The organism is Rhodoferax sp. ZS1R8 (assembly GCF_056521325.1).
Window position 1 is genome coordinate 358,236 of record NZ_JBWMBA010000002.1, and the last position, 20,047, is coordinate 378,282.

Below are 20,047 nucleotides of genomic sequence, written 5' to 3' on the forward strand. Positions count from 1 at the left end.
TGGCCCGATACGGCAGCTCCAGCCCCTATTGCGTTAGCTCTATTTGTTGCGCGAGATCACGCTCTCTTCAAGCTTGAGCGCAAGTTGTGAAATGGCCATTGCGGCCGGGCAGCTGGGCGTGGACTGCATCAGCAACTGCCGGCGCATGATGGCTTGGCGCACGGCAGGGTCCGCCGGGATATCGCCCATGTGCACCAGCTTGATTGGCCGGCCGGGTTCAGTCGGCACAAAACGGTCCAGCACCTGTTGCAACTGCACGGTAATGGCACGGCCATCGCCCAGGCGGGCGGTCTGGTTGATGACCATACGGATGGTCTGGCGTTTTTGCTGGCCTACCAGCACCTTGACGGTGGCGTAGGCATCGGTCAGCGAAGTGGGCTCTGGCGTGGCGACGACGATGACTTCGGACGCCAGCGACACCGCAAACAGCACCACATCGGAAATACCGGCACCAGTGTCCAGCAAAACCACGTCGTAGTGGGGTATCAGCCCACCCATGACGCGCAGAAAGTCGTCACGCACTTCTGGGGTCAGGCGGGAGTATTCGACCATACCCGACCCGGCCAGCAGCACCGAGAAACCGCCTGGCGCCCGAACGATGGCTTCTTCGAGTTTGGCCTTGCCAGTGAACACATCGTGCAATGTGATCTTGGGGTAGAGGTTGAGCACCACGTCCAGGTTGGCCAAGCCCAGGTCGGCGTCCAGCACCAGCACGCGCAGGCCGAGTTTGGCAAGTGCAGAGGCAAGGTTGGCAGAGACAAAGGTTTTGCCGACGCCTCCCTTGCCACTGGTCACGGCAATCACTTTGCCAAGCGGTTTGAAGGGCAGTGGCGACGGGGCTTCGCCCGGAACCGGGGGTGTTAATACGTCAGCCATCAATTCGCCCTTTGCATGGCACCGGCTGCAGTGCTGCCCGGTGCTTCGCTGGAAACACTTTCAATCCATGCCGGGTCACCCAGCGCGAGATGGCCAAACAGCAAATTTTTTTCTTCTGCGCTGACATAAATTTCTTGTTGCTGGTCCAGGCAGACGCGGTTGCGGCCTTCCTTCTTGGCGCGGTAGAGCTGCACATCGGCCCGCTCTGTCCAAAGTGCTGCCGTGGAGCGTACCCACTCCGGCGCGTAGGCACCACCCACGCTGACTGTTACCTGAAGCGTCAGTGTCCGAGAGATGGTGATAACTAGCGCTTCGATCGTGGCCCGTATACGTTCCGCCACGGTCGCCCCAAACGAGGTATGGCAATTGGGCAGCACGACGGCAAATTCTTCACCCCCATAGCGTGCCACGGTGTCCATGGGACGCACGCAACTGGCTACGCATTTGGCGATGGCTTGCAAGACCTGGTCGCCGGCCTGGTGGCCATGGGTGTCGTTGACTTGTTTAAAGTGGTCTATATCCAGCATCAACAACAGCGCCGGGTCACCCGAGCGGGCTACGCCGTCAATCGTGCGTTCTTGCACTGCGCGGAAGTGCCGGCGGTTGCCGAGCCCTGTCAGCGGATCCTTCAGGGACAACTCGCACAGTCCGTCAATAACGCCCTGCAGATAGGCCTGTGGCGAGTCTTCGACGGAAGGGAGTGAGACCAGCATGCCGTGGTCCAGCAAGGCACGTGCGTCGTCCAATCGCAACTGGTGCAATTCAATGGTGGATGGAGACGTTTGGGTAGCCACTGTTGGGGTTAGAGCTATGCCGGAAAGCATAACAGGAACTATCCGTATGGTGGCACTCAATGCGCTCATCCATAAGCGCATAAGCAGTGGCTTTACTGGGCAATTGCGCTGCTATTGCGTCAACCGCAGGAGCGGTATCAGTGGGCCTTCGCGCACACTGGGCAATCCGGATTGCGGGGCAGCCGGATATCGTTCCAGGCCATGTCGCGGCCATCGAGCATCAGCAGTCGACCAACAACAGGCTCGCCCGCGCCGCTGAGCAATTTAAGCGCCTCCGCTGCCTGCATGCTGCCTATGATGCCCACCAGCGGCGCAAAGACGCCCATCGTGGCGCAGCGGGTTTCTTCGAAATCTGCGTCCGGCGGGAAGACACAGGCGTAGCACGGTGACGCATTCTGCCGCGAGTCGTAGACAGCCAATTGACCGTCGAATCGGATGGCTGCGCCTGACACCAGTGGCACGCGGTGGCGGACGCAAGCGGCATTAAGTGCCTGACGGGTGGCGAAATTGTCACTGCAGTCCAGCACCACATCGACGCCGGCAACTAGCGCGTCCATGCGCACGGCATCTGCACGTTCGGCCAATGCCGTGACCTGAAGTTCCGGGTTAATGGCCAGCAAAGCCTGCCGTGCCGACTCCACTTTGGATTGGCCCAGCCGGGCTTCGGTGTGCGCAATCTGGCGCTGCAAATTGGTAAGGTCTACGATGTCGTTGTCGACCAGCGTCAGGTGCCCGATGCCGGCGGTTGCCAAATACAGGGCGACCGGTGAACCCAGTCCACCCACCCCGATGACAAGCGCCCGCGCCTGCATGATGCGGTCTTGCCCTTCGACACCGATTTCGTCGAGCAAGATGTGGCGCGAGTAACGTAGTAGCTGCGAGTCATCCATGCGAAACGGTTGGCTTAGACCCCACGGCCCCTAGTTTTCCTTGGACTCTTCTTCCTTGCGTTCCACCTGGGTCTTGCTGACCAAGACCGGGCGTCCCTTGAGCTGGTTCAGTGCTTGAGCCAGTTGGAAATCCTTCTCCGAGCCAAACTCGGGTGGACGTCGCTCGGACGCTGGCTTGCGGGATTCTTCCTCCAGACGCTTAAACGCTTCGTCACGGGCCTTCTCGCGAGTGGCGTCTTTGACCTCTTCGCCCTGGCCGCTACCCAGGTGCTTACCAAGGTCGGCTTCTCGGGTGCGCAGTGCCGCATACGGGCTGCCTTCCTCGGTGTCGTCCACCATCACATCGGGAACTATGCCCTTGGCCTGGATAGATTTACCACTCGGTGTGTAGTAACGCGACGTGGTGATTTTCAGACCGGTATCGGGACCCAGTGGCCGAAACGTCTGGACCGAGCCCTTTCCGAAAGTCTGACTGCCCATCAGCGTGGCGCGTTTATGGTCTTGCAAGGCACCGGCCACGATTTCGCTGGCCGATGCAGAACCTTCGTTGACCAGCACGACCAACGGTACTTTCTTCAGGGCCGGGGGAAGTTTTTTGAGCGGGTCAGAACCATCGCGACCGATGTAGTCGCGCACCGTGGCTTTCAGGGTCTGCTTGCTATCCGCCGTCTGTCCATTGGTTGAGACCACGGTGACGTTCTCAGGCAGGAATGCAGCCGAAACCGCCACCGCGGCGTTGAGCAGGCCACCCGGATCGTTGCGCAGATCCAAAACCAAGCCCTTCAGACGAGGCTCCTGCTTGTACATCTCGTCCAGTTTCTTGGCGAAATCGTCTACCGTTTGCTCTTGGAACTGGTTGACGCGGATCCAGCCATAACCCGGCTCCACAATCTTGCCGCGCACGGACTGCTGCTTGATTTCTTCACGGATGATGTCGACCGGAAAGGTACGGTTTTCGTCCTTGCGGAAGATCGTCAAGACGACCTTGGTATTTGGCTCACCACGCATACGCTTGACGGCTTCGTTCAGTGACAGACCCTTGACGGCCATGTCATCCACACGGGTGATCAAGTCATTGGGTTTGAGGCCCGCACGAAAGGCAGGGGAACCTTCTATGGGAGATACCACCTTGACCAAGCCATCTTCTTGCGTGATCTCGATGCCCACGCCCACGAAACGGCCTGAAGTGCCCTCCCGAAATTCCTTGAAGGACTTTTTGTCAAAGTACTGAGAGTGGGGGTCCAGGCTGGCGACCATGCCGGCGATGGCCTCAGTAATCAGTTTCTTCTCGTCCACAGGCTCGACATAGTCGCTTTTGAGCATGCCGAAAACAGCTGCGAGCTGTTGCAATTCTTCAAGCGGAAGTGGCGCCAGCGTGCTGCGGGCCACCGTCTGCAGCGAGACCGTGGTCAAAGCGCCCGCCATGACACCCAAACCAATCCAGCCCGCGATTTTCAGTTTTTGACCCATAAATATTCCAGTGCCACTTCAATATACACCTTGGAGGTGGTCGCTAGCGGCGAGCCGCTACAGTTGCCGTGCAAATAGCACGGGAAATACGGAAAAACTCCCGCGTTTCCCAAGTTTTTCTCAGGCCTTGCCTTGTGAAGCCACGGCGGCCGCGGCTTTGGCGGCCGCTTCAGCATCGCCCAGGTAATAGTGGCGTATTGGCTTGAGATTGGCGTCTAGTTCGTACACCAATGGGATGCCGTTGGGAATGTTGACGCCCACAATGTCATCGTCACCGATGTTATCCAGGTACTTGACCAGTGCGCGAATGGAGTTGCCGTGCGCGGCTACCAGGATGCGTTTACCGCTTTGAATCGCGGGTGCCATGGCTTCGTTCCAAAAAGGCATGACGCGCGCGACCGTGTCCTTCAGGCATTCGGTCAGCGGTACTTGTTCGGGCTGCAGTTTGGCGTAGCGCAGATCGCCACGCTCGCTACGCGAATCCGTTGGCTCCAGTGCGGGCGGCGGTGTGTCGTAACTGCGGCGCCATTGCAGCACTTGGGCATCGCCATACTGCTTCGCCATATCTGTCTTGTTCAGGCCTTGCAGCGCGCCGTAGTGGCGCTCGTTCAGACGCCAGGAATGCACGACCGGGAGCCAAGTGCGGTCCATCTCGTCCAAACAGTGCCACAGCGTGCGGGTGGCGCGTTTCAGCACGCTGGTGTAGGCCACATCAAATTCGTAACCCTCGGCCTTCAGCAGGCGCCCCGCGTTCTTGGCCTGTTCCGTGCCGGTGGGGGTGAGGTCCACGTCGGTCCATCCAGTGAAACGGTTTTCGAGATTCCAGGTGGATTCGCCGTGGCGAACGAGAACGAGTTTGTACATGGTGAAGGGGTAAAAGCGGGGATAGAAGGGGCTGCCGGACGGCAACACAGCCAGCATTCTAAAATGGCGGGCTGAACGCTCGCTAACTTACAAGGAATAAAGTGAAATTCATTCTCGATAACTGGATGTTGATTGCCGTCGCCATGGCATCAGGCTCGATGCTGCTGTGGCCCGTGATCCAGGGCGCTACGGCGACTGGGCTGGACCCGGCCGGTGCGGTGCAACTGATCAACCGCGAAAAGGCCGTGGTGATCGACGTCTGCGAGCCCGGCGAATTCGCCGCCGGCCATGTCGGTGGCGCCAAGAACATTCCGTTGGCAGATCTGGAAAGCAAGCTGGCCAGCGCCGTGAAGAACAAGAATCTGCCGCTGATTCTGGTGTGCCAGTCGGGCACCCGCTCAAGCCGCGCGGTGGCCGTTGCCAAGAAGCTGGGCTACGAGCAAGCCCAATCCTTGGGCGGCGGCATGGCTGGCTGGAAGGCTGCCAATCTGCCTATTGAAAAGGCCTGATGCCGTGCAATCCGTGAAGATGTACACCACCGCGTTTTGTCCGTACTGCGTGCAGGCCAAGCGCATCCTGGTTTCCAAAGGGGTCGAGAGCATCGACGAAATCCGGGTAGACAACCTGCCGCAGGAGCGGGTCAAAATGATGGAGATTACTGGGCGGCGCACCGTACCGCAAATCTTCATCGGTGACACCCATGTAGGGGGCTGCGATGATCTGATGGCGTTGGACAGCCGGGGCGGCTTGGTTCCCCTGCTTAACGCGGCCTGATATAAAGCCGCGCTTGCCGCTTCGCGTATTGCGCTGCCCCCCGGGGGGGGCTAAATCCGCTTGGGGTGGCCCGGCGCGGATTTTGGCTCCCACGCAGGTGAAGGCTGTGCCCTTGAAGAACGGGCTTTGTGGCCTGAGATAATCCGCGCTTAACGATATTTCTGTTAATTCCCGTTAATTGCCGTTACTGGCCTGCCCAGAGTGTTTTTGGGCGGGCATTGTTTTACTTTGAAAGACTGTTTTTATGTCCGACCAGACTCCTGCGACTCCCGTTTTCCAGATCCAACGCGTCTACCTGAAAGAGGCGTCGCTGGAGCAGCCCAATTCGCCCGCTATCTTGCTGGAGCAAGAGCAACCTACCGTGGACATCCAGCTGGGTGTAGAGGCTGCTCCCGTGGCCGAAGGCGTGTTTGAAGTGGCTGTGACCGCCACCGTGCACACCAAGATCAAGGACAAGACCGTGTTCCTGGTTGAAGCCAAGCAAGCCGGTATTTTCGAAATCCGCAACGTGCCAGAAGATCAAATGGGCCCGCTGATGGGTATTGCTTGCCCACAGATCGTCTACCCCTACCTGCGCGGTAACGTGGCCGACCTGATCCAGCGCGGTGGCTTCCCACCCGTGCACCTGACGGAAATCAACTTCCAGGCCATGTACGAGCAGCAACAACTGCAACAGGCCCAGGCTGCCAGCGCACCAACGGACGCACTGCCACAGTAAGCCTTTGGGCGAAATCGCCCTCTAGCCCCCGTATCTATTGCAGATAGTGCTATGAAAATTATAGTTATCGGGGGCGGCGCCTGGGGTACTGCGCTGGCCGTCAACGCCAGCCGCCATGCCCCGGCACGGCATGCCGTGACACTTTGGGTGCGTGATGATGGCCAGGCTATGTCCATGCGGCATGGTCTCGAAAACCAACGCTATTTGCCGGGTGTAGCCCTGCCACCGGCCTTGGAGATCAGCACTCAGGCTTTGCCTGCACTGATGGCTGCGTTGCAGCCCCAAGACCTCGTGATCCTGGCGCAGCCCATGGCTGGGCTGCGCGGACTGCTCACGCAACTACAGGGATGCTCCGCTCCGGTAGCATGGCTGTGCAAGGGATTTGAGACCGGCATCGGCTCGGCACCCGGTTTGATGGGACACGAGATCCAGGCCCAAATTGCCGCCGGCCTGCGCGCTGGTGTTCTCAGCGGCCCCAGCTTTGCGCAAGAAGTCGCCTTGGGTAAGCCAACGGCATTGGTCGCGGCCAGCACCGACCCTGCTGTGCGTGATGCGCTGGTCGCCGCATTTCACAGTTCCACACTGCGTGTATACGCCAATGACGATGTTGTGGGTGTGGAAGTGGGCGGCGCCGTGAAGAACGTATTGGCCATTGCCACCGGTCTGTGTGACGGGTTGCAACTGGGTTTGAATGCCCGGGCAGCCCTTGTCACGCGGGGGCTAGCGGAGATGACCCGACTGGGCCTGGCACTTGGCGCCAAGGCTGAAACCTTCATGGGTTTGAGTGGTCTGGGCGATCTGGTGTTGACCGCAACGGGTGATTTATCTCGCAACCGGCGTGTCGGCCAGGCCTTGGCCCACGGCCAGACGTTACAGCAGGCAATTGCGTCACTGGGCCATGTGGCCGAAGGGGTCTATACCGCCCGCACCGTCGTGCAGCGTGCGACGACTTTGGGCGTTGATATGCCGATCGCGCAGTGCGTCGTAGACCTGCTGGATGGCCGCCTGCAACCTGCGCAGGCGGTCGCCACCTTGATGGGGCGTGGCCCCACCGCTGAGGGCGTTTAGGGTTTCACCGCTGGGCTGGGTCAGCCTGTGTGCACCTTGGCTGCAATGTGGGCTAATGCTTCCTCTACCTGGTCCACCAGGATCAAGCACAGGTCTCCCGCGGTCAACTTGTCCATGGCAGTGTCGATCGCTAAAAACTCACCCTTGATTTCCAGCGTATGGGTGGTGCGGCGTGCATGCGCCAGCCCCTGGCGCAGCAGCGCAATCACTTCGCCATCGCGCCGGCCACGTTGGCACTGGTCTTCGTACAGTACAACTTCGTCAAAGGCGTCACCCAGAATCTCGGTCTGCTGGCGAATGTCCTGGTCGCGCCGGTCGCCTGCACCGCTGATGACGACCGAGCGGCGCTTGGCCGGCATTGCCTGTACCGCTTGGACCAGTGCAATCATCGCGTCGGGGTTGTGGCCGTAGTCGGCAATCACCGTGGCGCCGCGGTATTTGAAGAAATTGAAGCGGCCCTGCGCGTTGTGCGTGTCGTTGGAGAAGCTGGACAGGCCACGGCGTATCGTGTCCCAGTCCAGGCCCAGCGCCCAGGCGGCTGCTACCGACGCCATGACATTCTCGACCTGGAAAGGGATCATTCCTCCCATCGTGACCGGGATAGAGGCAAGGGCGATGGTTTGCTGAAAATCGCCTTTGCATGCGACCAGATGCCCGTTCTCGACGTAGACCACGGCCTGTCCTTGGGCCTTGTGCGTGGCCATCACGGGGTGGAATTTGTCGACGGCAAAGAAGGTGACCGAGCCGCGGCATTTGCTAGCCATGGCAGCCACGATAGGGTCGCTGGCGTTGAGCACGGCCACACCGGTGGGCGACACGTTTTGCACGATGACGCGTTTGAGCACCGCAAGGTCCTGCACCGTGGTGATGTAGTTCAGGCCAAGGTGGTCACCACTACCTACATTGGTGACCACAGCAACGTCGCAGCGGTCAAAGGCCAGGCCCTCACGCAGCACACCACCGCGTGCGGTTTCCAGCACGGCCGCATCCACGTCAGGGTGCAGCAGCACACTGCGCGCGCTCTTGGGGCCGCTGCAATCTCCGGTATCAATGACGTTACCACCCACGTAGACGCCATCGGTATTGGTCATGCCTACGCACAAGCCATTTTCTGCAAGCAGGTGCGAGATCAGGCGTACGGTCGTTGTTTTGCCGTTGGTGCCGGTCACCGCAACAATCGGTATACGGCCGTTCTGGCCGTTCTTGAACATGCTGGAGATGATGGCCTCGCCGACGGCGCGCCCCTTGCCAAACGACGGGCTCAGGTGCATGCGCAGGCCGGGGGCGGCATTGACTTCCACAATGCCACCGCCCAGTTCTTCAATCGGGCGCAGGATGCTGTCGCACACCAGATCCACTCCGCAAATATCCAGCCCCACCATGTGGGCCGCAGCCACTGCACGGGCCGCCACTTCGGGGTGCACATCGTCGGTCACATCGGTGGCTGACCCGCCGGTCGACAGGTTGGCGTTGTTGCGTAAATTGACCCGTTGGCCCTTGGCTGGAATCGCATCGGCAGTGAAGCCCTGGCTGGCCAGGCAGGCGTGGGCAATATCGTCAATGCGGATCTTGGTCAGGGACGTGGAGTGGCCGGAGCCGCGTCGCGGGTCCTGGTTGACCTGGTGCACCAGTTCAGTGATGGTGTGCACGCCGTCGCCGACCACCTTGGGCGGGTCACGCCGAGCGGCAGCCACCAGTTTGTCGCCCACCACCAGCAGACGGAAGTCATTGCCCGGCATGTAGCGTTCGACGAGGATGTCGTCACGGAACTCGGCTGCGGTCGCGTAAGCCTTTGTCAAATGCTCTTTGGTCGTGATGTTGACGGTGACACCCTTTCCTTGGTTGCCGTCCTTCGGCTTCACAACGACCGGCAGACCAATTTCACAGGCGGCGACCCACGCGTCCTCGGCATCGCTGACCTCGCGGCCCGCTGGCACCGGGACGCCAGCCGCGGCCAGCAGTTTCTTGGTCAGATCCTTGTCTTGTGCAATGGCCTCCGAGATGGCGCTGGTGATGTCCATTTCGGCAGCCTGTATGCGGCGCTGCTTGCTGCCCCAGCCAAAGCGCACCATGCTGCCCTCGGTCATGCGGCTGAAGGGAATGCCCCGTGCCACCGCAGCGTCCACAATGCAACCCGTACTGGGCCCCAGGCGGACGTCTTCGTCCAAATCACGCAGTTGTGCCAGCGCGTCTGCAAGGTCAAACGGCGTATCGTCCAGTGCCGATTTGCACAGCGCCTGCGCCAGATCCATGGCCAATAATCCAACTGCTTCCTCGCTGTATTCCACAACCAGTTGGTACACGTCGGTGTCCACCGTTGGCGTCGTGCAGCTGAAGGTCACCGGACAGCCGGCTTGGGCCTGCAGGCCCAGAGCCGCCAATTCCAGCACATGCACCATGGGGATGGAGTCGTCATGCCCCGTGGGTTGAAACGGGCTGATCTCCGGAAATCGGGCCCGCAGCCGTTCTTCAAAGCCGGCTATTTTTGCAATGTCGCGCTCCACCGCTTCGCAAGACACGATGGACTGTATGGCGGTGTGGTGGCTCCACAAATTGGGGCCACGCAGGGCTCGGATACGGGTAACTTCCATGGTGTTCGATCAGTAAGGTGTTTTTTTGGGGTTGGACTCAAAGGTCCGCAGGCCTGCGCCGATCAATTCGGGCGGAATGTTCAAGGCCCATGCCGCAGCGACGGCCGCCATCACCATTTCGGGTTGGGATGCTTTGGCCGGTTTGAGGGAAGCCAACGGCAGCAGAGCCACGTCCTGTGCACCTTGGCCCAAAACGATCTGGTCGTCACGCACAAATACGACACGCTCACCGGCGGCGCGGTGCTGCGCCAACACAGCGCTGTTGCCGTCCATGCCGTAGAAAATGACCTTGCCATCACACAGCTCGGCCATCTCTACCACCTGCGGGTCAGCCGCATTCAGCACGGCGGTGCCGGTGGGCAGGATCACATCTACCTGGGTGCGGGCCACTTTGTAGGCCTGCTCGGCATCCAGAATGTCAAACGGCACCAACGCGTCGTGCCAGCTGACGTCGGTGACAACGCCTACGGAGCATTTGTCATACGCCAGACCTTCGGCCAAGATGGTCTGGCTACCGTTCTCGAACACGGCCGCTTGCACCGATCGGTTGATCAGCAGGCGCTGGCCGGCTTCCCAGTGGGCGCAGTCTCTGGCGTCCACCTGGCGCCCATCCAGGTACAGGCCTTCGCTGCAGGCCAGACCGACATGTTTGCCGCTGATATGCGCCAGCCAAGCCACCATACGGGCAATGCGGCCGGTTTTCTGTGTGCCGGTGATGCCTACGATGGGGATACGCCCATCGCGGTCCATGCCAAAAAGATGTTCGATGATGGCCTTGCCGACCGGGCGGCCCTGTCCGTCGGCCGGTTTGATGTGTGCCAACAGGCCGGGGCTTGCATTGACCTCGATGACTGCAGCGCGCTGCGAGTGCATGGGCTTGGAAACATCTTCGAGCACCATGTCGACGCCGGCAATATCCAGCCCGACCACCCGCGCGGCTAGCGCTGCCGCGGCTACTACGCTAGGGTGCAGCGAGTCCGTGACATCAAAGGCCACATTGCCATTGCGCTGGATCAGCACCTTCTGGTCTTTGGGGGGCACGGACTGCGGTGTCAGACCTGCGCGCTCCAGTTCCAGAATGATCTCTCCGGATTTGCTCGGCATCATCGCGTTTAGCGGCGAATCTTCGCCGCTGCCGCGCCGTGGATCGGAGTTGATCTGTTCGTCGGTCAACTGGTCGATGTTAGAGACGCCATCGCCCACTACCCACAGGGCCTCGCCCCGCGCGGCGGCGACCACCTGCCTGCCAACCACCAGCATGCGGTGTTCGTTGCCCGGGATGAATTTTTCGACGATGACGCTGCTGCCACCACCCTTGCGGTGTGCGAGCGCATACGCGGCTTCCACATCGCCTTGCGTCATCAGATTCAATGAGACGCCGCGTCCATGGTTGCCGTCGTAGGGTTTGACGACCACGGGCACACCGATGTCTTGCGCCGCCTCCCAAGCGGCCTCCGCGCTGCGCACCAATTGGCCTTCGGGCACGGGCACGCCGCAGGATTTGAGCAGGGTCTTGGTCAGGTCCTTGTCGCTGGCAATCTCTTCGGCAATGGCCGAGGTCTGGTCGGTCTCTGCGGTCCAGATGCGGCGTTGGTTGATGCCATAACCCAGTTGCACCAGGTTGCCCTCGGTCAGGCGGATGGACGGTATGCGGCGTTCGGTAGCGGCATCCACAATATGCGCGGTGCTGGGGCCCAGGCACAGGTCGTCCACCTTTTCGTGCAATTGGGCCACGACGGCGGCCACGTCGTAGGGCGTGTTGTTGATGGCAGCTTCGACCAGGTCTCGCGCCGCCACCACCACCTCACGGCCGATTTGTTCCTGCCGGGTGCGGAACGCGATTTTGTAGACACCGCGTTGCGAGGTTTGCCGGGCCTTGCCAAAGCCTGTCCGCATGCCCGCCAGATTCTGAAGCTCCAGCGCAACGTGTTCGACGATATGGGCCGCGTAGGTACCTTCCTTGACCCGCTGCAAAAAGCCGCCGCGCACGCCGGGGCTGCAGTGGTGTTCCACAAGGCTGGGCAGAAAGCCGGTCAGCCGCTCGTAAAAGCCATCGAGGGTGTTGGACGGGAAATCTTCCAATGGGCCGATGTCCAGCCAGGCTTCTATGACCGGACGGTAGGTCCAAATATTAGGGCCACGCAGGTGTGTTACCCGGAGAATTACTATCTTTTTCTGGTCCGTCATGGCTGCTTTTCAGGGGGCCAGTCCACCGATGTGGCGCTGACCGCGTTGTGTATCTTGCTCAACCAAGCCCCCAAGTGGCTGGGTCAGAATGCTCAAAACTGAGTATCGTAAAGTATGGAGCTTGCTGCAATCTGTTTGCGCCCGGCTCCCGGTCCAAAATGAAAAGAATTTCTGCTGTATCCCATGACCTCTGACGTTATCGCCGCGAGCGCCCTGTTGGGTGACATTTCCGCCCGGTGGCGTGAGGCCATGCAATCGCAACTCCGACCCCAGGAGAACGTTCTGGCAGCGCTGGAGGTTGACCTTGACGCCAAGCTGAATTTTGTGGCCAGTCTGGTGGTGATCACCAATCAGCGCGTGCTCAGTCGCTCCGGCGGCGATACCCGCTGGCAGGAGTGGCCTTTTCGCGCCGGGCTGGAGCTGCGCCACCACGACCATGCCGGCGTGGGCCACCTCAACCTCGTGGATACCAATGGGCTGCTGGCCAGTTGGCGCTTTACATTGGCGCAAAACCTGCTCGCCATACGGTTGGTCAACCAGTTCCAGGCCCAGCTGGAGAGCCACATCAGCGGCAAACCCCTGGTGCAAGCCTTGCGCAATGTCTGCCCCAGCTGCAAGGCCCCGCTGGACCCTGACCAGGAAGAATGCCCCATTTGCACCAGGGTGGTCCACACGCCACCGTCTACGTGGACGCTTTTCCGACTGTGGCGCTTCGCCAAGCCCTACAAGGGTCAGTTGGCGCTGGGCTTTGCATTGATGCTGTTGGGCACCGCCGCCCACCAGGTGCCGCCCTATCTGACGGCCCCGTTAGTAGACAAGGTGTTGATTCCGCTGCAGAACGGGCAAGCGGTTCCACCGAGCACCATTGCCATGTACCTGTTTGCCTTGCTGGGTGCGGGTATGCTGGCCTGGGTGTTGAGCTGGGGCAAGACCTATGTGTTGGCCCTGGTGTCCGAGCGCATTGCGGCGGATTTGCGCACCACCACCTACGAACATTTGCTGCGCCTGTCGCTGGAATACTTTGGTGGCAAACGCACCGGCGACTTGTTGTCGCGCGTGGGCAGCGAGAGCGATCGCATTGCCGTTTACCTGTCGCTGCACCTGACCGACTTTGCCAGTGACGTCGTCATGATTGTGATGACAGCCGTCATCCTTTTCACGATGGACCCGTACCTGGCCTTGATCACGCTGGTGCCCTTGCCATTCATCGGCTGGATGATCCATTTCGTGCGCTACCGTTTGCGCACCGGCTTCGAGAAGATCGATCGTGTGTGGGGCGAGGTGACCAATGTGCTGGCCGACACCATTCCCGGCATCCGTGTGGTCAAGGCTTTTGCACAAGAGCAACGCGAGGCCAAGCGTTTCCGCCAGGCCAACCACCACAACCTGCTGGTCAACGACCGCATCAACAAGATCTGGTCACTGTTCTCGCCCAGCGTGTCGCTGCTGACCGAAGTGGGGCTGCTGGTGGTTTGGGCTTTTGGCATCTGGCAGGTGTCGCATGGCAAGATTACCGTCGGTATGCTGCTGATGGCCATCGCCTACATCAGCCGGTTCTACGGGCGGCTCGACTCCATGAGCCGCATCGTGTCCGTTACGCAAAAATCGGCATCTGCCGCCAAGCGCATATTCGATATTCTGGACCACGTATCCAGTGTGCCCGAGCCGGCGCAACCCGTGCGTATGGGCAAGGTGCAGGGCCGTATTGAAGTGCGCGATGTCGGCTTCCGCTACGGCAACCGCGAAGTGAACCGGGGCATCAACCTGAACATAGCACCTGGTGAAATGATTGGCCTGGTAGGCCACAGCGGATCGGGCAAGAGCACATTGGTCAACCTGATTTGCCGTTTCTACGATGTGTCCGAAGGCGCCATCCTGGTCGATGGTGTGGACATACGCTCGTATGCGATATCCGACTATCGCCAGAACATCGGCCTGGTGTTGCAAGAGCCATTCCTGTTCTTCGGCACGATTGCCGAGAACATCGCCTATGGAAAGCCGGATGCCACCCGCAGCGAGATCATCGCCGCTGCACGCGCGGCCCACGCGCACGAGTTCATCTTGCGCTTGCCACAGGGTTACGACTCCATGGTCGGTGAGCGCGGGCAGGGCCTGTCGGGTGGCGAGCGCCAGCGTATCTCCATCGCCCGCGCGCTGCTGATCGACCCACGCATCCTGATCCTGGACGAAGCCACGTCGTCGGTGGATTCCGAGACCGAAAAAGAAATCCAAAAGGCGCTGGAGAACTTGGTGAAGGGCCGCACCACGATCGCCATTGCCCACCGCTTGTCCACGCTGCACCGGGCCGACCGCCTGGTTGTGCTGGACCGTGGCCGTGTCGTGGAAGAGGGTTCGCATGACGTGCTGATGGCGGCCCAGGGCGCCTACTTCAACCTGTACCAGGCGCAGGCCCGCAATATGGATGTTGATATGGACGCAGCAGAATGAACGCACTCAGCTCCCTTAAACCTGGTGACTGGACTTTGCAGCTTGATGCCTTTGGCAAGCTGGTGCTGACCAACGCACAAGGTGAACGTTTTGCCGGCGTGGTGCCGGTGCGCGCATTCCCCATTCAGTCCCCCGAGGTCGGCATTTCGATGGTCGATACGGATGGCCATGAGGTGGCCTGGATAGAAGAGTTAAGTGCCTTGGTAGAACCTGCGCAAGGCTTGGTGCGCCATGAATTGGCCACGCGCGAGTTCATGCCGGTGATCAGCACCATTGTGTCGGTCACCAGCTTTTCCACTCCGTGTACATGGAAGGTGGAGACCGATCGCGGCGATACCGAGTTCGTGCTGCGCGGTGATGAAGACATTCGCCGCATCGGCACGGCAGGCAGCTTACTGGTAGCGGACTCGCACGGTATTCAGTTTTTGATCAAGGACCATCTAGCACTGGACGTGCGTAGCCGAAAAATATTGGATCGCTTCCTGTAAGTGGAGGAGTTACAACATCTCCTCCGGTGCAAATGGCCCCAGGAGTCTGATCGCCAGCCGCAGAATGGCGCTGGTGTCCGGCTCGCTGGTGCTGTCGGGTAGGTTGGATCCTTGCGGCGCACGCCACACTAACTTGCCCCCCTCCAGCTGAACCTTGTACGCACCGGTGTTTATGGTCGGTTCGATAAGTTGAATGGCTTCGGCGGAAATGGTGCGGTTGCGAATGGCGACGGCTACCTCGCTGTTTTGGAGTTGCGAGCGCAGATCAAGGTTCATGGAACCTACCACCAACAACCAATCGTCGATGACCACCACCTTGGAGTGCAGGCTGGCGCGAGAACTGCCACCACCGCGGTGCTCGCCGCCGACTGAGCCGGTAGAGATCGCCGACCCTCCAAAACTGCGGAAAGTGCCTTCCTGTTCGGCGCGCATTTCAAAAATTTCTACGCCCATCTCCAGCAGCGCCTGTCGGTAGCGTGCATAGCCAACATGCGCGGCTGGGGCGTCGTTGGACGCCAATGAGTTGGTGAGCACGCGCACGCGCACGCCGCGGTTGCGCAGGTCGGCGAACTGGGCCATCGTGCGGTTACCTGGCACAAAGTAGGGCGACACGATCAGCAGGTTGGTTTTGGCCTGCGCCATCAGTTGCAGCAGGCCATCCACAGTCGTTTCTTCTGCGGCTTCAACAGCGTCGGCATCGGCGGCGATCTTGCCGGGTTTGTCCACCAGCAGGGTTGATGGTGCCCAGGTCCATTTCAGGAGGCGCAGATCGGTCGTCTCGGGCAGCGGTTTGATCTGGCTGTCGGCGCTGTCCGGTAGAGTGGCTAACGGCAGGGGCAGCAAGGACTCGGCGGCGACAGTTCCAGCGGTTGCAGCGTCGGCACCGTCCGCGGGTTCAGTCGGCTTTTCAATTTGGGGTGCTGGTTTTAGCGCCTCAATCTCTTGCTGTGTCATCAGCGACTGCACAGGGTAGGCCAGCGGGTTATTCCAGTACTGGTCAAAGCTGCGCGACAGATCACGCGCGATGCGACCTGCCGCCAGCACGTCAATGTCCACAAAGTTGGTGCCCGTGCTCTGCCCAAAGTACGTTTCACCCAGGTTGCGCCCGCCAGTAATTGCCATGGCATTGTCGGCAACAAACATTTTGTTGTGCATGCGCCGCTGGATCCGGTCCACGTCGTTCAGGTTGGTGAGGATGCGAATGGCTAGTGAGCTGCGGCCGCCGGGCAGGGGGTTGAACAGGCGCAGCTCCATATTCTTTTCAAACGCAAGCTTGAGCACCTGGGCGTTTTTACCGGATGTGTTGAAGTCGTCCAACAAAATGCGAATGCGCACGCCCCGAGCCGCCGCCTCGCGCAATGCGTCAAACAGGCGATCGGTGGTCTTGTCGGAAAAGATGGCGTAGTACTGGATGTCCAGGGTCTTTTCTGCAGCCTTGATGAGTGCCATGCGGCTGGTAAAAGCCAGCTCTGCACTGCCGACCAGTGCAAAACCTGAATCGTTGCGCGTGCCCGCCTTTTTCGCACGGTCTGCGACTACGCTGCCCAGGCGCGTTTGTGCGGGGTTGGCCAGGGCAGTGGAAACAGGCCTGTCGACGTGGTCGGGCAGGGATGCGCACGCCGTTATCCATGGAACCAAAACGACGAAAAGCCAGAGCATCCAATGGTTGGCCGATCGCTGGCGTATCGCGGCGCAGGGCCGGTTCAATTGCCTATGTAATAGCAGTGGGCATGCGGTGGCGGTGGTAGGCGGTATGGATGGCATATTGGTGAGACTATAGCTCCGAGCCTGTTTTTTGGTGCTGGCCGCCACACCCCGCCTGTCACACCTCCAAGTTGTCAATCAAGCGCGTAGCGCCCAGGCGTGCTGCGGCCAGCACTACCAACGCATCACCCGTGCGCGGTGTTTGCAGATCGGCCTGGCGGCGAACAGCCACGTAGTCTGGTCGCCAGCCCGTACTGCTGAGGCTCTGCATGGCCTGCGACTCCAGTGTGCTGATGCCTGCTGCGTCCAACGCCGGGTGGGCGCGCAGCGCCTCGGCCACTGTCTTCAGTGTCGCAGACAGCTGCACGGCTTGCTGGCGCTCGGCCGGGCTCAGGTATCCGTTGCGCGATGACAGCGCCAGACCATCTTCGCTGCGCTGGGTCTCACCACCGACAATGTTTACCGGCATTGCAAACTGCTTGACCATGTTGCGGATGACCATCAGCTGCTGGTAGTCCTTCTTGCCAAACAGCGCCGTGCGCGCCTGCGTACAGGACAGCAGTTTCAGCACCACGGTGCAGACACCAATAAAGAAGCCCGGGCGGAAGTGGCCCTCCAGAATATCAGCCAGCTCAGTAGGTGGGTGCACCTTGAAGGTCTGGGGTTGCGGGTACATCTCCGCCTCTTTGGGCGCGAAAACCAAGTCACACCCGGCGGCTTCGAGCTGTTGGCAATCGGCATCCAGCGTGCGCGGATAGGTGTCGAAATCTTCATGCGGCGCAAACTGCAGCCGGTTCACAAAGATGGTGGATACCGTGATGTCACCCAGCGGCTTGGCCTGGCGCACCAGCGCTAAGTGGCCAGCGTGCAGATTGCCCATCGTGGGCACCACGGCCGGGTGGCGGAATGCGCCCAGGTGGTCGCGCAGGTCGGTGAGGGTGTGGACGAGTTTCATAGGCATGTCACCAGGCGTGCAGGCTGTCGTCGGGGAAGCTGCCGTTTTTGACAGCCGCTACATAGGCCTCGAACGCGCCGCGGATGCTGCTGGCCTCGTCCATGAAATTACGTACAAATTTCGGGTTCTTGCCCAGGTTCAGGCCCAGCATGTCGTGCATCACCAGCACCTGCCCGGCCGTGCCCTTGCCCGCGCCAATGCCGATGGTGGCGCAGTGCACCAACTCATCGGTCAGTTCCTTGGACAGGGGTGCAGGCACCATCTCCAGCACCAGCATGCTGGCACCGGCGTCTTGCAGCTCGTGGGCCTGGCGCTTGAGCAGATCAGCGCTGACCTGGGTCTTGCCCTGCACACGGTAGCCGCCCAGCGAGTGCACGGTCTGGGGTGTCAGGCCCAGGTGGGCGCAGACGGGGATACCGCGTTCGACCAGAAAGTGCACGGTCTCGGTCGTCCAGCCGCCGCCCTCAAGCTTTACCATGTGTGCGCCGGCCTGCATCAGCACCCCTGCGCTGCGGATGGCTTGCTCTTTGGACTCCTGGTACGAGCCAAACGGCATATCGCCAATCAGCCAAGCCGTGGCCTGGGCACGGCGCAGACCACGTGACACCATCTCGGTGTGGTAGCGCATGTGCTCCAACGACACGCCCACCGTGGTGTGCAGGCCCTGGCAAACCATGCCCAGCGAGTCGCCGACCAGGATGCTGTCGATGCCTGCAGCGTCGGCGACGGCCGCAAAGGTGGCGTCGTAGGCGGTGATCATCGTGATCTTTTCGCCCCGGGTGCGCATCTCCAGCAGGCGCGGCAGGCTGATGGGTTTGCGGTTGGGCATGGGGGAGGCTGGTGGCAAGGTGCCGTACGGGGTGGCGTGCAGTGCGGATGCGTTGTTGTCAGTGGGTTGTGTCATGGAGTGGTGCGGAAGGATTCCGGTGACGGTTTTTGGTGCGTGAACGGGCGAATACTAACCGCATTGCAATGGCACGCCGTAGCCGTTGATCAGTTGAGGGAGGGACTTGCCGCTGTGCGGCTGCGGACCGTGCCGCAAAGTCTCATGTTGGGGAATAAGCCAGGCGCACGTAGATAGGCGCAAAGGCCTCGGCCTGGGTGATTTCGATCAGGGTTTCTTTTGCCAATTCCAACAGGGCAATAAAGGTGACGACCAGCACCGGTGCGCCGCTTTCGGGATCAAACAGGTCTTCAAAGCCGACAAAGCGACGACCCTGCAGACGCTTGAGCACCATGCCCATATGCTCCCGCACCGACAGCTCTTCGCGGGTGATCTTGTGGTGCTGAACCAGCTTGGCGCGCTTCAAAATGTCGCGCCACGCTTCCTGCAGGTCGACCAGGTGCACGTCCGGGAAGCGTGGCTGCAAAGACTGCTCGATCGTGATCTCGGCCTTCAGGAAGTCGCGGCCGAATTGCGGAATGGCGTTCAGCCGGGCGGCCGCCAGCTTCATTTGTTCGTATTCGATCAGGCGGCGCACCAGTTCGGCACGCGGGTCTTCGGCTTCCTGGCCCTCGGCTACCTTCTTGGGTGGGAGCAACATGCGCGATTTGATCTCGATCAGCATGGCCGCCATCAGCAGATACTCGGCCGCCAGCTCCAGGTTGCGCTTGCGGATCTGGTCCACATACACCATGTACTGGCGGGTCACGGCCGCCATGGGGATGTCGAGGATGTTGAAGTTCTGCTTGCGAATCAGATACAGCAGCAAGTCCAGCGGTCCTTCGAAGGCTTCCAGGAAGACCTCCAGCGCGTCCGGCGGAATGTACAAATCCTGCGGCATCGCAAACAGCGGTTCGCCATACAGGCGCGCCACGGCGATGTGGTCGACCACTTGCGGCATGGCCGGCAAAATGGCCAGACTGGCGTCAGTCCGGTCTGCAGTTCTGGGGGAGTGTGTCATGAAATTGCTATTGAAACAATAGCTGCTTACGCGCGCTGCACGAGGGCTGGAGCCGGATTCGGCTCTTATTTATCGTTTGTCTGGTAGACGTAGGGTTTTTGCGCAACTTTGGCCTTGCGGTAGCCAACCCAGGCTTCGCGGTCCACCATCTTGTTCCACAGCAGGGACAGGCCGGTGCGCTGGTCGGCCACCAACGTGGGTTCTTCTTTCTTGAGCTTTTCAAGGAACTGCGTGGTTTCGGACTTGTAGTCGGGGCGGCGGAAAAAACTCATGGTGGAATGACCTCGTGAAGCTGCAGGGTGCCTGTTACCAGCAT

18 protein-coding genes are annotated in these 20,047 nt (G+C 60.4%); 6 read left to right on the forward strand and 12 right to left on the reverse strand.

What is annotated here, in order from left to right; genetic code table 11:
* Positions 1–39: 39 nt before the first annotated feature.
* The 5 genes from AC097P_RS07745 to gpmA form a co-directional block, all read right to left on the reverse strand.
* Positions 40–876 (reverse strand): MinD/ParA family protein, encoded by an 837-nt coding sequence (locus AC097P_RS07745; protein WP_479609813.1) that lies wholly within the window; start codon positions 874–876, stop codon positions 40–42.
* Positions 876–1,670, reverse strand: a complete 795-nt coding sequence (locus AC097P_RS07750; protein WP_479609814.1) for a GGDEF domain-containing protein — start codon at positions 1,668–1,670, stop codon at positions 876–878. Before AC097P_RS07750 ends, AC097P_RS07745 begins: the two co-directional genes overlap by 1 nt.
* 137 nt (positions 1,671–1,807) lie before the next feature.
* Positions 1,808–2,560: a HesA/MoeB/ThiF family protein gene (locus tag AC097P_RS07755; RefSeq protein WP_479609815.1), complete on the reverse strand. Its 753-nt coding sequence runs from the start codon at positions 2,558–2,560 to the stop codon at positions 1,808–1,810.
* A 30-nt stretch (positions 2,561–2,590) separates the two neighbouring features.
* Positions 2,591–4,030 carry a S41 family peptidase gene (locus tag AC097P_RS07760; RefSeq protein ID WP_479609816.1) on the reverse strand — a complete coding sequence of 480 codons (1,440 nt, stop codon included), beginning with the start codon at positions 4,028–4,030 and terminating at the stop codon, positions 2,591–2,593.
* A gap of 120 nt (positions 4,031–4,150) precedes the next feature.
* Positions 4,151–4,894 carry a 2,3-diphosphoglycerate-dependent phosphoglycerate mutase gene (gene gpmA, locus AC097P_RS07765; RefSeq protein ID WP_479609817.1) on the reverse strand — a complete coding sequence of 248 codons (744 nt, stop codon included), beginning with the start codon at positions 4,892–4,894 and terminating at the stop codon, positions 4,151–4,153.
* A 101-nt stretch (positions 4,895–4,995) separates the two neighbouring features.
* Between gpmA and AC097P_RS07770 the strand changes: the two genes are divergently transcribed.
* The 4 genes from AC097P_RS07770 (at position 4,996) to AC097P_RS07785 (ending at position 7,454) form a co-directional block, all read left to right on the forward strand.
* Positions 4,996–5,403 carry a rhodanese-like domain-containing protein gene (locus AC097P_RS07770; RefSeq protein ID WP_479609818.1) on the forward strand — a complete coding sequence of 136 codons (408 nt, stop codon included), beginning with the start codon at positions 4,996–4,998 and terminating at the stop codon, positions 5,401–5,403.
* Positions 5,404–5,407: 4 nt separating this feature from the next.
* Entirely contained in the window at positions 5,408–5,668 is a 261-nt protein-coding gene (grxC, locus tag AC097P_RS07775) for a glutaredoxin 3 (protein ID WP_479609819.1), read from the forward strand.
* A gap of 244 nt (positions 5,669–5,912) precedes the next feature.
* Positions 5,913–6,386 carry a protein-export chaperone SecB gene (secB, locus tag AC097P_RS07780; protein ID WP_479609820.1) on the forward strand — a complete coding sequence of 158 codons (474 nt, stop codon included), beginning with the start codon at positions 5,913–5,915 and terminating at the stop codon, positions 6,384–6,386.
* 51 nt (positions 6,387–6,437) lie between these two features.
* Positions 6,438–7,454, forward strand: a complete 1,017-nt coding sequence (locus AC097P_RS07785; RefSeq protein WP_479609821.1) for an NAD(P)H-dependent glycerol-3-phosphate dehydrogenase — start codon at positions 6,438–6,440, stop codon at positions 7,452–7,454.
* Between the two features lie 20 nt (positions 7,455–7,474).
* Here AC097P_RS07785 and cphA read toward each other — a convergent pair whose 3' ends face one another.
* The gene (gene cphA / locus AC097P_RS07790; protein ID WP_479609822.1) at positions 7,475–10,045 is read right to left on the reverse strand and encodes a cyanophycin synthetase; all 2,571 of its coding nucleotides are present in this window, start codon (positions 10,043–10,045) and stop codon (positions 7,475–7,477) included.
* A 9-nt stretch (positions 10,046–10,054) separates the two neighbouring features.
* Positions 10,055–12,232 carry a cyanophycin synthetase gene (locus tag AC097P_RS07795; RefSeq protein ID WP_479609823.1) on the reverse strand — a complete coding sequence of 726 codons (2,178 nt, stop codon included), beginning with the start codon at positions 12,230–12,232 and terminating at the stop codon, positions 10,055–10,057.
* Positions 12,233–12,415: 183 nt separating this feature from the next.
* On the opposite strand from AC097P_RS07795, the gene AC097P_RS07800 reads away from it, so the two are divergent.
* Both AC097P_RS07800 and AC097P_RS07805 read left to right on the forward strand, forming a co-directional pair.
* The gene (locus AC097P_RS07800; protein WP_479609824.1) at positions 12,416–14,680 is read left to right on the forward strand and encodes a cyanophycin metabolism-associated ABC transporter; all 2,265 of its coding nucleotides are present in this window, start codon (positions 12,416–12,418) and stop codon (positions 14,678–14,680) included.
* A complete protein-coding gene (locus AC097P_RS07805; protein WP_479609825.1) occupies positions 14,677–15,168 on the forward strand; it encodes a cyanophycin metabolism-associated DUF1854 family protein in 492 nt (163 codons plus the stop codon). The genes AC097P_RS07800 and AC097P_RS07805 overlap by 4 nt, the downstream gene beginning before the upstream one ends.
* A 9-nt stretch (positions 15,169–15,177) precedes the next feature.
* Here the strand turns inward: AC097P_RS07805 and AC097P_RS07810 are convergent, their stop codons facing one another.
* The 5 genes from AC097P_RS07810 to AC097P_RS07830 form a co-directional block, all read right to left on the reverse strand.
* Entirely contained in the window at positions 15,178–16,827 is a 1,650-nt protein-coding gene (locus AC097P_RS07810; protein WP_479609826.1) for a phospholipase D family protein, read from the reverse strand.
* Between the two features lie 163 nt (positions 16,828–16,990).
* Entirely contained in the window at positions 16,991–17,827 is an 837-nt protein-coding gene (gene panC, locus AC097P_RS07815) for a pantoate--beta-alanine ligase (protein WP_479609827.1), read from the reverse strand.
* Positions 17,828–17,834: 7 nt separating this feature from the next.
* Complete coding sequence (gene panB, locus AC097P_RS07820; protein WP_479609828.1) at positions 17,835–18,731, reverse strand: 3-methyl-2-oxobutanoate hydroxymethyltransferase; 897 nt, start codon at positions 18,729–18,731, stop codon at positions 17,835–17,837.
* A gap of 142 nt (positions 18,732–18,873) precedes the next feature.
* A complete protein-coding gene (locus tag AC097P_RS07825) occupies positions 18,874–19,731 on the reverse strand; it encodes a segregation and condensation protein A (protein ID WP_479609829.1) in 858 nt (285 codons plus the stop codon).
* A gap of 65 nt (positions 19,732–19,796) precedes the next feature.
* Positions 19,797–20,003: a DUF3460 family protein gene (locus AC097P_RS07830; RefSeq protein WP_479609830.1), complete on the reverse strand. Its 207-nt coding sequence runs from the start codon at positions 20,001–20,003 to the stop codon at positions 19,797–19,799.
* Between the last annotated feature and the right edge of the window lie 44 nt (positions 20,004–20,047).

Excerpts from the sequence above, each read along its gene's own strand:
- AC097P_RS07810 (WP_479609826.1), bottom strand. The coding sequence starts at position 16,827 with ATGCTCTGGCTTTTCGTCGTTTTGGTTCCATGGATAACGGCGTGCGCA.
- AC097P_RS07795 (WP_479609823.1), bottom strand. The coding sequence starts at position 12,232 with ATGACGGACCAGAAAAAGATAGTAATTCTCCGGGTAACACACCTGCGT.
- AC097P_RS07830 (WP_479609830.1), bottom strand. The coding sequence starts at position 20,003 with ATGAGTTTTTTCCGCCGCCCCGACTACAAGTCCGAAACCACGCAGTTC.
- AC097P_RS07785 (WP_479609821.1), top strand. The coding sequence starts at position 6,438 with ATGAAAATTATAGTTATCGGGGGCGGCGCCTGGGGTACTGCGCTGGCC.
- AC097P_RS07800 (WP_479609824.1), top strand. The coding sequence starts at position 12,416 with ATGACCTCTGACGTTATCGCCGCGAGCGCCCTGTTGGGTGACATTTCC.
- AC097P_RS07760 (WP_479609816.1), bottom strand. The coding sequence starts at position 4,030 with ATGGGTCAAAAACTGAAAATCGCGGGCTGGATTGGTTTGGGTGTCATG.
- AC097P_RS07745 (WP_479609813.1), bottom strand. The coding sequence starts at position 876 with ATGGCTGACGTATTAACACCCCCGGTTCCGGGCGAAGCCCCGTCGCCA.
- gpmA (WP_479609817.1), bottom strand. The coding sequence starts at position 4,894 with ATGTACAAACTCGTTCTCGTTCGCCACGGCGAATCCACCTGGAATCTC.
- panC (WP_479609827.1), bottom strand. The coding sequence starts at position 17,827 with ATGAAACTCGTCCACACCCTCACCGACCTGCGCGACCACCTGGGCGCA.
- AC097P_RS07805 (WP_479609825.1), top strand. The coding sequence starts at position 14,677 with ATGAACGCACTCAGCTCCCTTAAACCTGGTGACTGGACTTTGCAGCTT.
- cphA (WP_479609822.1), bottom strand. The coding sequence starts at position 10,045 with ATGGAAGTTACCCGTATCCGAGCCCTGCGTGGCCCCAATTTGTGGAGC.
- secB (WP_479609820.1), top strand. The coding sequence starts at position 5,913 with ATGTCCGACCAGACTCCTGCGACTCCCGTTTTCCAGATCCAACGCGTC.
- AC097P_RS07825 (WP_479609829.1), bottom strand. The coding sequence starts at position 19,731 with ATGACACACTCCCCCAGAACTGCAGACCGGACTGACGCCAGTCTGGCC.
- panB (WP_479609828.1), bottom strand. The coding sequence starts at position 18,731 with ATGACACAACCCACTGACAACAACGCATCCGCACTGCACGCCACCCCG.
- AC097P_RS07755 (WP_479609815.1), bottom strand. The coding sequence starts at position 2,560 with ATGGATGACTCGCAGCTACTACGTTACTCGCGCCACATCTTGCTCGAC.